We start from the raw sequence: 12,678 nt of genomic DNA, 5'->3' as shown, positions 1-12,678 counted from the left end.
GCCTATAGTTTCTATCTGTCGCCGCGAGGCTGACATTGCGGACATAGCTCAGTTGGTAGAGCGCAACCTTGCCAAGGTTGAGGTCGCGGGTTCGAGCCCCGTTGTCCGCTCGGAGGATGGAAGGCATTCTTTCAATCCGCACGGTGGGTTGGCCGAGAGGCGAGGCAACGGCCTGCAAAGCCGTGTACACGGGTTCGAATCCCGTACCCACCTCGCAAAGGGCGATTGGCGCAGGGGCTAGCGCGCTTCCCTGACACGGAAGAGGTCACAGGTTCAAATCCTGTATCGCCCACCCTCGGGAAAAGCCGGGAAAGACCTCTTCGCCTAACTGAATAGAATATCTTTTGCGGCAGCCGGGTGTGGTTGCCGTTTTTTGCATTCTTGGCCCGCTCGTCCCTGGTCTCACCTGGTCTCACCTGGTCTCACCTGGTCTCACCTGGTCTCACCTGGTCTCACCTGGTCTCACCTGGTCTCACCTGGTCTCACCTGGTCTCACCTTTGTTTCCATGCGTCTTCCAAGCTCGTTCGGTGGTTAATGATCAGAATGTGGGTTAACGGTCAAAGGGGCGGCTGTAGGTTTGGTTGACATTTGGGCGCTTCAATAGGGGATGATTGAGACACGGGGAGCAGATGGCTTCGCTCTTTGCGTTCTTTTGGAGTGGCTTGGAGCTGTAGAGGCAAAACTGTGAGCGGGCAAGGGCTTGGAATGAGCAGAAGGCGAAAGGTTGCCGCCAGCAGTTACCTTGTTCGCGGGTGGAGTGCGTACCTACTCGGGATTGAGTGTGTGCGGTATCCTAAATTCCGTATAGAAGCTGACTTTGTGGGCGTAAGTGCCTACCCGAATTTGTTTTACCTGCCCAATTGGAATAAAACCGCCTGCTGAGAATTGAAAAGGCATGGCGCTAGGAAGTGTGAAACGAGTGGGTAGACGGCAGATGCGTGTTGTGCCTGCGAAGCTTCACCCAATGCGCTATCATTTGGAATGATTCCAGATAGCGGATCGTGTTGGAGTGGCTATAAAACCGAAGTGAGAGCACAGCTCAGCGCTCATGTTCGCGGGTCTTAACTAGTTTCCCGATGGTTGGAGCGCGGGGCAGCACACACGGAAGCATTTTGCCCCAGCACAGGAAAGGAATGAAATGGCTGAGAAGATTGTTGTAGATGCACTGCAGCGTGCACTAGTTGACCTGACGGATCTGACCCTGCAGGCCAAGCAGTATCACTGGAATATCCAGGGTGCGCGATTCCGCGCCCTGCACCTGGCACTTGATGAGGTAGTGGACGTTACCCGCGAAGATAGTGATGAGGTGGCCGAACGTATCGCCCAGATCGGCGGTTACCCGGATGCTCGGGCGGCAACGGTAGCCAAGGATTCCGGGCTGGCTGACCCAGGCGTCGGCCCCTTCGATGTAGCGGAAGCATACGCAACCATGGCAGAAAAGCTCCAGCAGGCTTCGGATCGTATCCTTACCGATCTGGACAAGGTGGACGAAGCAGATCCGTACAGCGGAGACATCCTAGTAGGGGTAGGCAAGAACCTGGAGAAGCAGGCCTGGTTCTTCCGCGCTGCCAAGTAAGCGCCGCGTAACGTAAACCCCGCGCAGTAGAAACGCGCGATAGAAAACCGGGTTCGGTAAATAGCATGAAAATGGCTACGAAAACCGCGGAGGAGAAATTCTTCGCGGTTTTCGCTGTATGCTGGGGCAGTGGTCGCACGTTCCCGGCCAGCCGGAAGCACGCCACCGTCTGCCGTAACCCGGAACGGAATTGCGAACGGAACCGGGCACGTATCCGGCCACACAACTACGCACGCCGCGCAAACCGGCACCGCTAGCGGTAACAAACTGCGTTGCGACGATAAACCGCTAAGCGGCAAGGAACTGTTAAGCGGTAACAAACCGCGTAGCAGCTAGAAACTGCGTAGCGGTAACAAGCCGCGTAGTAGTAAGAAAAGGCGCCCCCGGTATGGGCGCCACGCACAACAGAAAAAGGAGCCTGCGCATGTCAGCTCACCTTTCGATTGACGGCACCGCCCACTCTTTCGAAGAGCCCACGCTGGGAACAGATCTATACGCCAAGGACCGGGAGGTAGTAGCCCTCAAGGTCAACGGAACGCTAACCGACCTAGCCACAGACCTGGCCACCCTCGATGGAGCCACGGTGGAAACGGTGCGAATCGACAGTCCGGATGGCCTAAATATTCTGCGCCATTCCGCCACGCACGTGCTCGCGCAGGCAGTGCAACAAGTTTTCCCCGAGGCGCACCTCGGTATCGGCCCGTACATCGAAGACGGCTTCTACTACGACTTTGGCAATATCGATCCGGTAACTCCGGAACTGCTCAAAGACCTCGAAAAACGCATGAAACGCATCATTAAAGACAACCAGCGTTTTGTGCGGCGCGAAATCAGTGAGGAAGCGGCGCTAGTCGAGGAAAAGGACCAGCCCTACAAGCTCGAACTGATCCACACCAAGGGTGGCGGCACGGAGGAAGCCAGTGTGGAAGTGGGCTCTGGCGGGCTCACCATGTACGACAATGTGAATCGCAAGGGCGAAATCATTTGGACCGACCTGTGCCGCGGCCCGCACCTGCCTTCTACGCGATATATTGGCAACGGTTTTGCGCTCACGCGTTCTTCGGCCGCCTACTGGAAGGGCGATCAGAACAATGACCAGCTGCAACGTATTTATGGGACGGCCTGGCCGAGCAAGGAAGAACTAGACGCATACCAGGAGCGGATCAAAGAAGCCGAGCGGCGCGATCATCGCCGCCTCGGCCAAGAACTAGATCTGTTCTCCTTCCCGGAAGAAGTAGGTTCCGGCCTGCCGCTTTTCCATCCCAAGGGCGGCGTTATCCGCATGGAAATGGAAGAGTATTCGCGCCGCCGGCATATCGAAGCCGGGTATAGCTTCGTCTACACCCCGCATATCACCAAGGCGCAGCTCTTCCAAACTTCCGGGCATCTTTCTTGGTACAAGGACGGTATGTTCCCGCCCATGCATGTGGATGAGGAACGTGATGCGGAAGGCAATATTACGCGGCAGGGCCAGGACTACTACCTGAAGCCCATGAACTGCCCCATGCATTCGCTGATTTTCCGTTCGCGGGGCCGTTCCTACCGTGATCTGCCTTTGCGGCTGTTCGAATTTGGCACGGTGTACCGGTACGAAAAGTCTGGTGTGGTGCACGGGCTTACCCGCGGGCGCGGTTTTACGCAAGACGACGCCCATATCTACACCACCCGCGAGCAAATGCGCGATGAACTGGCCAGTACTTTGCAGTTCATTTTGTCCTTGCTATCTGATTTCGGGCTCGACGATTTTTATCTGGAAATGTCTACCCGCGATTCGCACAAGATGATTGGCGAACCGGCCCTGTGGGATGAAGCGGAAGCCGTTTTGGAAGAGGTAGCAGTCGAATCCGGCCTGGAATTGGTGCCCGATCCGGAAGGCGCCGCTTTCTACGGCCCGAAGATTTCCGTGCAGGCGCGCGACGCTTTGGGCCGCACCTGGCAGATGTCTACCGTGCAGCTTGATTTCAATTTGCCGGAACGCTTTGGTCTGGAATATACCGCGGCAGATGGTTCGCGCCAGCGCCCGGTGATGATTCATCGCGCTCTGTTCGGTTCGGTGGAACGCTTCCTGGCCGTGCTGCTGGAAAACTATGCGGGTGCGTTCCCGGCTTGGTTGGCTCCCGTACAGGTACGTTTGGTACCGGTCGCTGATGCTTTCACCAAGTATTGCGAACAGACGGCGGCCCAGTTGCGCCAGTGCGGCGTGCGGGTTGAGGTAGATACTTCCGATGATCGTTTCGGTAAGAAGATCCGCAATGCTTCCAAGGAAAAGATTCCCTTCGTGCTAATTGCCGGTGGGGAAGACGCCGCTGCCGGTGCTGTTTCCTTCCGCTACCGCGATGGCAGCCAAGAAAACGGGGTGCCAGTAGCTACCGCGATCGACCATATTTGCCAGGTGATTGCGCAGCGGTGTAATAAGCCGGAAGAAGAGAAACTGCATCCGGAACCGGCCGTGGAAGATACCCCGGAACAAAGCGCGGTGGCGCCGGAACCAGGTGCCGCAACTCCCGCGCAAAGTCCCGAGAAGTAGGAGAGAGGCGCGCTAAATAATGCTGTCTCGCACTGGGCGCCCATTGGCGCAGAGGATTTTCGGACCGATCGCGAAGGTTTTTGTTCGCCTCGGTATTTCTGCGAACGCGGTCACTATTGCCGGCACGGTTTTGGTGGTTGCGCTCGCCCTCATTTTGCCGGCCAGTGGGCACCCGGTGTGGGCGGCCTGGCTGATCGCCGCCGTGGTGGTGTGCGATTCGTTAGACGGCCAGATTTCTCGGCTTACCGGAACTTCTTCCAAGTGGGGTGCTTTCCTGGATTCCACTATGGATCGGGTGGCGGACGCCGCAATATTCGCGGGCGTGCTCGCCTGGGTATACCGCTACCAGGTGGGTGCCGCACAAGGTCTTACCACCTGGATTTTGGTGGGTGGCGTGGGCGCCCTGGCGGCGGGGTTGACGACGTCGTACGCGCGCGCCCGTGCGGAAGCCGTAGACTACAGCGCTAACCTGGGGCTTTCGGAACGGGCGGATCGGCTAGTCATAATTCTGCTGGCTTTGTGGCTCACCGGTACCGGCTGGTTCCCGTGGGGAGCCTGGATACTGCTCGTGGCCGTGTGGTATTTGTTCATCGCCGGCTATTACACCGTTTTGCAACGCATGGTAGCCGTCTACCGGCAAGCCCAAGCAGACCCGCACAACCTACTCAATAGTGCCCCGCACGGTACGGCCGCGGCTCCCACGGCAGAAACTAAGCCGGCACCGGCGGAACCGAGCGGCACGGCGGCACCGAGCGGCACCGCGGAAGCGAGCGGCACCGCAGAACCGCACGGTACCGCCGCGGCCGAGGGGAGCGACGCATGAATATAATGCGGGTGTTCCGGATTGCGGACGCTTTAGTTAACGGTCTGCCAGAACCGGTGGGCCGGGCGCTCTTCAATCTTGTGGGCACAGTGGCCGGTACGCTGCCCACGGCGGGTACTAAGCAACTGCGAAAGAATCTGGCACGCATTAAAAAAGACGCACGGCCAGCGCAGTTGCGCCAGCTTTCCCGGGCCGGGATGCGCTCCTATATGCGGTACTACTATGAAGCTTTGCATTTGCGGAGCTGGGATGCGGAAAACATTGCGGCGCGCGTGGAAGAACGCAATTTGGAGGAAGCGCGGGAAGCTTTCGATTCCGGGGATTCTTTGGCCGCGGCGCTTATGCACATGGGGAATTGGGATTTGGCTGGGGCATGGTCAAATCAGAATTTGGCGAAGGTTGCCACCCTGGTAGAAAAGCTTGAACCCGAAGAACTGTATCGTGCTTTCGTGGATTTCCGGGAAGGGATCGGCATGATCATCTTCCCGGTAATTAAAGGCGGCGGGGCGATCCACAAACTGGCCGGCGTGATGCGGGAAGAAAAAGTGCTCGCGCCCGTGCTTGCGGATCGTGATCTCACCGCTTCCGGTATCGAAGTGGAATTCTTTGGGGAGAAGATGTTGGCCGCCGCCGGGCCGGCAATTCTCGCCCAAGAAACGGGAAGCCCGATTTTACCGGTGTATATCTACTATCGGAAAGCGGAAAACCGCGGGGCGCTTCCCACGCGCTGGCGCACGGTAGTTGAAGGTGGGCCGCTTATCTATCCGCAAGAAACTAGTGAAAGCGGACCTGTAGAAAAGCAGCGCGATATAGCACGCATGACCCAAGCTTGGGTGGATGCGTTCGAACCGATAATCGCCGCCCACCCGGATGATTGGCACATGCTACAAAAAGTATTCGTGGCCGATCTAGATCAAGACCGTTACCTTGCCAACCGCGAAAAGGCGCGGGCAAAACTCGCCGCCCGAGCCGCCGCACACGGCACCGCTACGCGTAGAAGCGCAAATTCTGCGGAAACAAGCTCTATTTCGACGCACGGTATCGTCTCGTCGAACGATACTGCTTCTACGCTCGATACCGCCAATTCTAAGAATCCGAGCGCCGGGCGGGCTAGGGTAGAGCGAACTAGGGCAGAAAAGGCAGATCAGCAACGCTCGGAACTAAATCCAGAGCCGGGCGCAGAAAAGACGGATCTGCCTGGCCCGGCAAACAGCTCGGAAAGTACCGCTGGCAAAAATCAGGAACAGAGCCCGGAAGATACCGCCGGTAACCGCCCGGGCAATAGTGGAGGACGACCGTGAAAATAGGTATTGCCTGTCCCTATTCCTGGGATGTACCCGGGGGCGTGCAGTTTCATATTCGTGATTTAGCGGAAGAACTCATAGCTCGCGGCCACACCGTTTCGGTGATTGCACCCAGCGAGCAGGAAGAGGAATTGGAAGACTACGTGGTGCCGGTAGGCGCAGCCGTACCGATTCGGTATAACGGCTCGGTGGCGCGGCTATCTTTTGGTCCGCGTGTGAACCGCGCGGTGCGGCAGTGGTTGCGCGATGGGGATTTCGATGTGCTGCACGTACACGAACCCTTGGTCCCATCGGTAGCCATGTTGGCGTTAATGAGCGCGGATTGCGCGGTGGTTTCCACGCATCACACTTCGATGGAACGGTCCCGGGCACTCGATATGTTCACGCCGATCTTGCGGCCACTTCTGGAAAAGATTCAGGCGCGAATCGCGGTTTCCCAAGAAGCGCGGCGCACCATCGTCGATCACCTGGGCGGAGACGCCTTTATTATCCCCAATGGGGTTTACACTTCCGATTTCGACGTGCCTGCCGATCCGCGCTTTACCGGCACGCAGGATGCCCCAACGGTCGGGTTTTTGGGCCGTTTAGACGAACCGCGTAAGGGCCTGCCGGTTTTGGCTGCCGCGGCCCCACTTATTGAAGCGGAAATTCCCGGGGTGCGGTTCATTGTGGCCGGCGCGGGTGATCTGGATGCTGCCAGCAAGGCTTTTGGTACCTGCAGTGAGCGGGTAACTTTCCTAGGCCGGGTTTCCGATGCAGAAAAAGCAGCCATGCTGGCTTCCGTAGATACTTACATTGCTCCCAATACGGGCGGGGAATCTTTCGGCATTATTTTGGTGGAAGCGATGGCCGCCGGTGCCTACGTGATCGCTTCCGATATTCCGGCTTTCCAGGCCGTACTGGGCGGTGGTAAATTCGGGGCCCTGTTTAGCAATGAAAATCCGCACGCCCTAGCGCAAACGGTGATTAGCGCGCTTCGCGATCCGCAACACCGGGAAGAAATTGCGCAGGCCGGTAAGCTCGAATCGCAACGTTATGATTGGCAGACCGTGGCCTCGCAAGTGCTAGCCGTTTATGAAACCGCGATTCGTACCGTACGCACGGAGGTAAGTTCATGACGCCCTGGCAAATTACCCTGTTGATAATGGTACTTATCGCCCTCATCGTGATGTCTTTGTGCGTCATGTTGGCGCGCCGTCTCAACCGTTTGCACTCCAACGTACTGAAAGCCCGGCTGGTTGCCGAACAAGCTTTAGCCGCCCGCGCGCGTTATGCTTCGGAGGCGGCCCGCAGTGGGGAACTAGATATTGCCGGTGCGCTGATCTTGACCGAACGCGCCGAAACTTGCCTGGATAATTCCATGGTGCCAATCGTTTCCGAAGGCTTGGAGGAACTGTACGACGCCGATGCGCTTTCCGGCGCGCGGCGCAATAATAGCGAAATCACTCCGGCAGAAGCGGCGGCGGCCACGGCGCAGCGGCGAAACCTAGAATCCGAACTATCGCGCACTTTGCGGCTTACCGTAGGTGAGCTCGACCCCGCAGATATCGCTCCGGAGCACCAGGATACTTTTGCGAAACTGGAACGGGCCCGCTTGGACGTGCGCATGACCCGCAAATTCCACAACTCGCAAGTAGCTCAAGCCCGCCACCTACACAAACTCTGGTTGGTTCGGCTCTTCCGCCTGGCCGGCCGAGCACCAATGCCACAAACCATCGATATCGACGACGAATAGCCGGAATTGGCCTGGCATTGGCATGGTAATTGCGCGGTAATCGCCGGATATTAGTAGCGGGTATTAGTAGCCCGGATTAGCCTGCCAAGCGCCGGGTATTGGCAAGCTGGCAATAGCCGATTAATCGCCCGGCCTAGTCAGCTTCGGCGTTTCGGCCGGCTGAAGCACGGCGGCCTACTCTGACGTCGCGGCCTACTCAGATCGGCTCAGACTAGCCCAGTGCCGCGCAGGGCGGCGCAGATCAGCGAGAACAACTAGCACGAAGAAGGAAACGGTATGGAGCCTGCGGCACCTCAGGAACAAAAAGACTACGCCGCACAAATCGCGGAATTAGAAAATGAGTGGAAGCCGGGGCCGGATGGGATTTTGCGGCGCGCGGCTGGCCGCGTGGTAGCTTTCGATACGCAAGGGCGCGTACTGTTGCAACTTGGCCACGATTCGGCCGATTCACAACACCGCTGGTGGTTTACGCCCGGCGGCGGCCTCAACCCGGGCGAATCCGCGCAGCGTGGCGCGGCCCGCGAATTTGCGGAAGAAACCGGCGTGCATATATCCGCTACCCGGCTCATTGGGCCGGTACTTTCCCGCCACGCAGTTTTTCGTTTTGTGGGCGAAACCCGCCGGCAAGATGAACTATTCTTCCTCGTCCATCTCACAGCGGAGGAAGCCAAAGCCGCCATTTCCGGAACCAACACCCAGCTAACCGTTTTAGAACAGGACGTTTTGGATGCTATCGCTTGGCACAGCCCAGCTGAACTAGCAGCACTTGCCGCTGGCCCGGTACCCATCTATCCGCGGGAACTTCCGCAATACGCTGCCCAGTGGTTCCAAGGTTGGGACGGAACTATGCGCGAAATCCACGAAGAATAGTGGCCGGATGGCCGGCGTCGTACCGGGCGTCGTACCCGGGAAAGCAGGCGCGAACGAAAATCCGCAGGCAGGGAAGAAACCGGGAAACCGTACGAAAATAAAATCACAGCGGAAGCGGTAAAATACGTGAGCTAGGTAATGGAACGCGGTGAAACGGATGACAGCGAGCCGCCGGTATCGCGCGTAGAATAGCCGCGGTAATTGTTGTTGAAGAAGGGGAATACTGCAGTGTCGGGACACTCAAAGTGGGCCACCACAAAGCATAAGAAGGCGGCGAATGATGCCAAGCGCGGAAAGATGTTCGCACGTCTCGTCAAGAACATTGAAGTAGCAGCGCGAACGGGTGGTGGCGATCCCGACGGAAACCCTACTCTTTACGATGCCATTCAGAAAGCGAAGCGCAGCTCGGTACCGGCCGATAATATCGAACGCGCCGTCAAGCGCGGTTCGGGCGAAACTGATGATTCCGTACAGTACGAATCCATCACCTACGAAGGTTATGGCCCCAACGGCGTCGCGATCCTCATTGAATGCCTTACCGATAACCGCAACCGGGCGGCTTCGGAAGTGCGCGTGGCGCTCTCCCGAAATGGAGGCACCCTTGCCGATCCGGGATCGGTGGCCTATCTGTTTAATCGGCGCGGCATTGTGGAAGCCCCGAAGGGCGATAACACCGAAGAAGATATCCTCCTGGCGGTCCTAGATGCCGGGGCGGAAGACGTTACCGAAACCGGGGATACTTTCATTATCGAAAGTGATCCGAAGGATGTAGTAGCGGTACGTACCGCGCTCCAGGAAGCCGGGATTGAATACGATTCGGCCGAATCCAAGTGGGTTCCTTCCACGGAAGTGCCTCTCGATAAGGCCGGCGCCGAAAAGCTGCTCCGACTCACCGATGCCCTTGATGATCTAGACGATATCCAAGAGGTTTATACCAACGCCGATATTTCGGATGAAATCATGGAAGAGCTCGACGCCTAAACGGATGCGGCGGTGCGTTGGGCAACGGTCGGTACCACGCGGGTAACGGTCGGTACCAGTCTTGTTCGCCATCGTCGGATCGCCGAGAAGTCGGTACCACGCGGGTAACGGTCGGTACACGCGGACAGCAGTCTGTACACGTGGGTAACTGTCGGTACCACGTAGAGACGGTCGTAAACCAGTGCGCCGGGCAGTAACGGTTGGGGCGCGGCCGCAGAAGTGGCGACTGGTAGCACCGGCCAAAAATAGAGGATAAGGATTGCGAGTTTTAGGAATCGATCCGGGGCTCACCCGGTGCGGGCTTGGCACTATTGATGCTGATCCGGCACGCCGGGTGAGCCTTGTTGATATGCGCGTGGCCCGTTCACCAAAAGAAATGGCACCGCATAAACGCCTAATGCTAGTGTTCGACGAAATCGAGCAGGTGATTGGCGAGTTTCAGCCCGATGTGGTGGCAATCGAACGCGTTTTTGCACAAGAAAACATGCGTTCGGTAACGTCTACCGCGCAGGTGGCCGGCGTGGCGATGCTGGCCGCAGCCCGGGCGAGTTTACCGCTCGGAATGCATTCGCCTTCCGAAGTGAAAGCAGCCGTCACCGGTTCAGGACGGGCCGGCAAATTACAGGTGCAAAACATGGTGCAAAGAATTTTGCGCCTGCCCGAGCTGCCGCGCCCCAAAGACGCCGCAGACGCGCTCGCTATCGCCATCTGCCATGCCTGGCGCGGCGGAGCACACGCGCTAGACGCAGAAGTCAATAACAGCCAACACGGCGGAGCCAATACGCTGCCGCGCGCGGAAGGCCCCGGGCTCACTCCAGCCCAACGTGCATGGGCTTCCGCCGAACGCCTCAGCCGGCGCGCCGGCGCCGTCGCCCCCAAAACAAAAGATCCCCGGTAAGATCCAAACAAGTGTTCGAACGAACGGGCGGGGCGCTGCCTAAGCAACCCGTGCCGAGAGCTTGCGCGGAGGTCGTGGAAGCAAAAGCGAACTGGTGCACCAAAACCTAAAGTTTCGCACCTATGGAAGGTGCCTGGTCCCAACCGGGTAGGCGCATAAGGTGAGTGGGGGAATGGAGAAGTGAGGTTGTGCGGTGGCGCGGCAAAAACGCGGCGGCCGGCAAACGGCGGCAGGAGGAAGTTCGATGATTAGTAGCCTCAACGGGAAAGTATTGACGGTAGCCCCCACTTTTGCGGTTATTGAGGTCGGTGGTTTCGGTCTGAAAGTGCTAGCCACTCCGAGCGTTCTCGCCGACTTACGGGAAGGCGAATCGGCGCGTTTAGCAACTTCTTTTGTGGTGCGCGAAGATTCCATGACCCTCTACGGTTTTCATGACGACGACGAACGTGACACCTACGAGACCTTGCAATCGGTCTCCGGAGTGGGGCCGAAGGTCGCGCTTGCCCTGCTATCCGTAATGACCCCGAATGAACTGCGCCGCGCGATCGAAATGAAAGATGAAGCGGCGCTTATGCGCGTGCCCGGAATCGGGAAGAAGAGCGCACAACGGCTAATTTTGGAACTTGCGGGCAAACTCGGCCCGGCCGTGGGAAGTGAACCGGCAAGCGGGAGTGCGCCGGCTTCCAACTCGGATGTGATCGAAGCTCTCGTAGGTTTGGGCTGGCCGGAACGCAATGCGGCCAGCGCCTACCAAGAAGCGGTCGAGGCCAACCCGCAGGCGGGCATGCCCGAACTTTTGCGGACTAGTCTGCAACTTTTGGGACGGCGATAATGAGCGAATCTGTAGTATCACCCCAAGCTTCCGATTCGGAACGGGCAGCGGAAGCAGCATTGCGACCCCGCCAGCTTTCTGAATTTGTGGGGCAGGAAACAGTACGCCGCCAGCTTTCATTGGTATTGCAAGCCGCGGTAGAACGCGGCCGCACCCCCGATCACGTGCTCCTATCCGGGCCACCCGGGCTGGGGAAAACCACGCTGGCCATGATTATTGCCAATGAAGTAGGTGGAGCATTGCGGCTCACCTCTGGTCCGGCAATTCAGCATTCAGGCGATCTTGCCTCGATTCTTTCTTCCATCCAAGAAAACGACGTGCTGTTTATTGACGAAATTCACCGTTTGGCGCGCAATGCGGAAGAAATGCTCTATTTGGCCATGGAAGATTTCCGGGTAGACGTAATGGTAGGGAAAGGGCCGGGCGCCACTTCTATTCCGCTCCCGCTTCCGTATTTCACCGTGGTTGGGGCCACCACGCGGGCCGGCTTATTACCCGCTCCGCTACGTGATCGTTTTGGCTTTACTGCCCACCTCGAGTATTACAGCAAAGAAGAACTGGCACGCATCGTCAACCGTTCAGCTGCCAAACTGGAGATCACTATTGATCCCGATGCGGCCCTCGAAATTGCTTCCCGTTCGCGCGGCACCCCGCGTATTGCCAACCGGCTGTTGCGGCGCGCCCAAGATTGGGCGGAAGTAAAAGGCGATGGGCACCTGGATATAGCTGCCGCTCGCGCGGCCCTCGAACTTTTCCAAGTAGACCCGGTAGGCCTAGATCGTTTGGACCGCGCCGTCCTCGATGTGCTGTGCAAACGTTTTGGCGGAGGCCCGGCAGGGCTATCCACCCTGGCCGCCTCGGTGGGGGAAGAACCCGAAACTGTGGAAACCGTGGCCGAACCGTATTTGGTACGCGAAGGCTATATTTTGCGTACCCCGCGCGGCCGGGTAGCGACCCAAAAAACCTGGGATCACCTAGGCCTTACCCCGCCGCAAGAAAATACGCTGTTTGACTAGCCGGCGGCGCTGGGCGGCACGCAGCAGCACAGGGCGGCACGCGGCGGCGCCGAAATTGCAAAGAATACTGGCGCGCGGCCGCGCGCAAATCGCGGAATTAGTTATCGGGCACCGC

The 12,678-nt window shown here is 58.2% G+C and carries 11 protein-coding genes and 3 tRNA genes; all 14 read left to right on the top strand.

The window, feature by feature from the left end:
- The first annotated feature begins 37 nt into the window (after window positions 1-37).
- The 14 genes from BLT47_RS03850 to ruvB all read left to right on the top strand — a co-directional run bounded on the left by BLT47_RS03850 (window position 38) and on the right by ruvB (window position 12,563).
- Window positions 38-110, top strand: a tRNA-Gly gene (locus tag BLT47_RS03850).
- 32 nt (window positions 111-142) lie between these two features.
- Window positions 143-213: transfer RNA gene (locus tag BLT47_RS03845), tRNA-Cys, on the top strand.
- 6 nt (window positions 214-219) lie between these two features.
- Window positions 220-292, top strand: a tRNA-Val gene (locus BLT47_RS03840).
- Between the two features lie 847 nt (window positions 293-1,139).
- Window positions 1,140-1,577, top strand: a complete 438-nt coding sequence (locus tag BLT47_RS03835) for a Dps family protein (RefSeq protein ID WP_074661845.1) — start codon at window positions 1,140-1,142, stop codon at window positions 1,575-1,577.
- Window positions 1,578-2,001: 424 nt separating this feature from the next.
- Window positions 2,002-4,104 (top strand): threonine--tRNA ligase, encoded by a 2,103-nt coding sequence (gene thrS, locus BLT47_RS03825; RefSeq protein WP_074661836.1) that lies wholly within the window; start codon window positions 2,002-2,004, stop codon window positions 4,102-4,104.
- A 19-nt stretch (window positions 4,105-4,123) separates the two neighbouring features.
- Entirely contained in the window at window positions 4,124-4,927 is an 804-nt protein-coding gene (gene pgsA / locus BLT47_RS03820) for a phosphatidylinositol phosphate synthase (RefSeq protein ID WP_082160142.1), read from the top strand.
- Entirely contained in the window at window positions 4,924-6,228 is a 1,305-nt protein-coding gene (locus tag BLT47_RS03815) for a phosphatidylinositol mannoside acyltransferase (RefSeq protein ID WP_083330044.1), read from the top strand. The genes pgsA and BLT47_RS03815 overlap by 4 nt, the downstream gene beginning before the upstream one ends.
- On the top strand, window positions 6,225-7,349 hold the full coding sequence (locus BLT47_RS03810; RefSeq protein ID WP_074661833.1) for a glycosyltransferase family 4 protein: 1,125 nt from the start codon (window positions 6,225-6,227) through the stop codon (window positions 7,347-7,349). Before BLT47_RS03815 ends, BLT47_RS03810 begins: the two co-directional genes overlap by 4 nt.
- A complete protein-coding gene (locus tag BLT47_RS03805; RefSeq protein WP_074661828.1) occupies window positions 7,346-7,966 on the top strand; it encodes a hypothetical protein in 621 nt (206 codons plus the stop codon). The genes BLT47_RS03810 and BLT47_RS03805 overlap by 4 nt, the downstream gene beginning before the upstream one ends.
- Window positions 7,967-8,242: 276 nt before the next feature.
- The gene (locus tag BLT47_RS03800; protein ID WP_083330043.1) at window positions 8,243-8,836 is read left to right on the top strand and encodes an NUDIX hydrolase; all 594 of its coding nucleotides are present in this window, start codon (window positions 8,243-8,245) and stop codon (window positions 8,834-8,836) included.
- Window positions 8,837-9,064: 228 nt separating this feature from the next.
- Complete coding sequence (locus BLT47_RS03795) at window positions 9,065-9,817, top strand: YebC/PmpR family DNA-binding transcriptional regulator (protein WP_049620080.1); 753 nt, start codon at window positions 9,065-9,067, stop codon at window positions 9,815-9,817.
- 259 nt (window positions 9,818-10,076) lie between these two features.
- Window positions 10,077-10,715, top strand: coding sequence for a crossover junction endodeoxyribonuclease RuvC (ruvC, locus tag BLT47_RS03790; protein WP_049620079.1), 639 nt, complete (start codon window positions 10,077-10,079; stop codon window positions 10,713-10,715).
- Window positions 10,716-10,959: 244 nt separating this feature from the next.
- Window positions 10,960-11,547 (top strand): Holliday junction branch migration protein RuvA, encoded by a 588-nt coding sequence (ruvA, locus tag BLT47_RS03785; protein WP_074662031.1) that lies wholly within the window; start codon window positions 10,960-10,962, stop codon window positions 11,545-11,547.
- Entirely contained in the window at window positions 11,547-12,563 is a 1,017-nt protein-coding gene (gene ruvB, locus BLT47_RS03780; RefSeq protein ID WP_049620078.1) for a Holliday junction branch migration DNA helicase RuvB, read from the top strand. Before ruvA ends, ruvB begins: the two co-directional genes overlap by 1 nt.
- The last annotated feature ends 115 nt before the right edge of the window (window positions 12,564-12,678 follow it).

Source organism: Actinobaculum suis, assembly GCF_900102025.1.
Classification (GTDB): Bacteria; Actinomycetota; Actinomycetes; order Actinomycetales; family Actinomycetaceae; genus Actinobaculum; species Actinobaculum suis.
The sequence above is the reverse complement of the archived record's forward strand: the minus strand, read 5'-3'. Positions and strand labels throughout refer to the sequence as shown.

Coding starts and splice junctions, on each gene's coding strand:
- pgsA (WP_082160142.1), top strand. CDS start 4,124: ATGCTGTCTCGCACTGGGCGCCCATTGGCGCAGAGGATTTTCGGACCG.
- ruvA (WP_074662031.1), top strand. CDS start 10,960: ATGATTAGTAGCCTCAACGGGAAAGTATTGACGGTAGCCCCCACTTTT.
- BLT47_RS03815 (WP_083330044.1), top strand. CDS start 4,924: ATGAATATAATGCGGGTGTTCCGGATTGCGGACGCTTTAGTTAACGGT.
- BLT47_RS03805 (WP_074661828.1), top strand. CDS start 7,346: ATGACGCCCTGGCAAATTACCCTGTTGATAATGGTACTTATCGCCCTC.
- ruvB (WP_049620078.1), top strand. CDS start 11,547: ATGAGCGAATCTGTAGTATCACCCCAAGCTTCCGATTCGGAACGGGCA.
- BLT47_RS03835 (WP_074661845.1), top strand. CDS start 1,140: ATGGCTGAGAAGATTGTTGTAGATGCACTGCAGCGTGCACTAGTTGAC.
- BLT47_RS03800 (WP_083330043.1), top strand. CDS start 8,243: ATGGAGCCTGCGGCACCTCAGGAACAAAAAGACTACGCCGCACAAATC.
- thrS (WP_074661836.1), top strand. CDS start 2,002: ATGTCAGCTCACCTTTCGATTGACGGCACCGCCCACTCTTTCGAAGAG.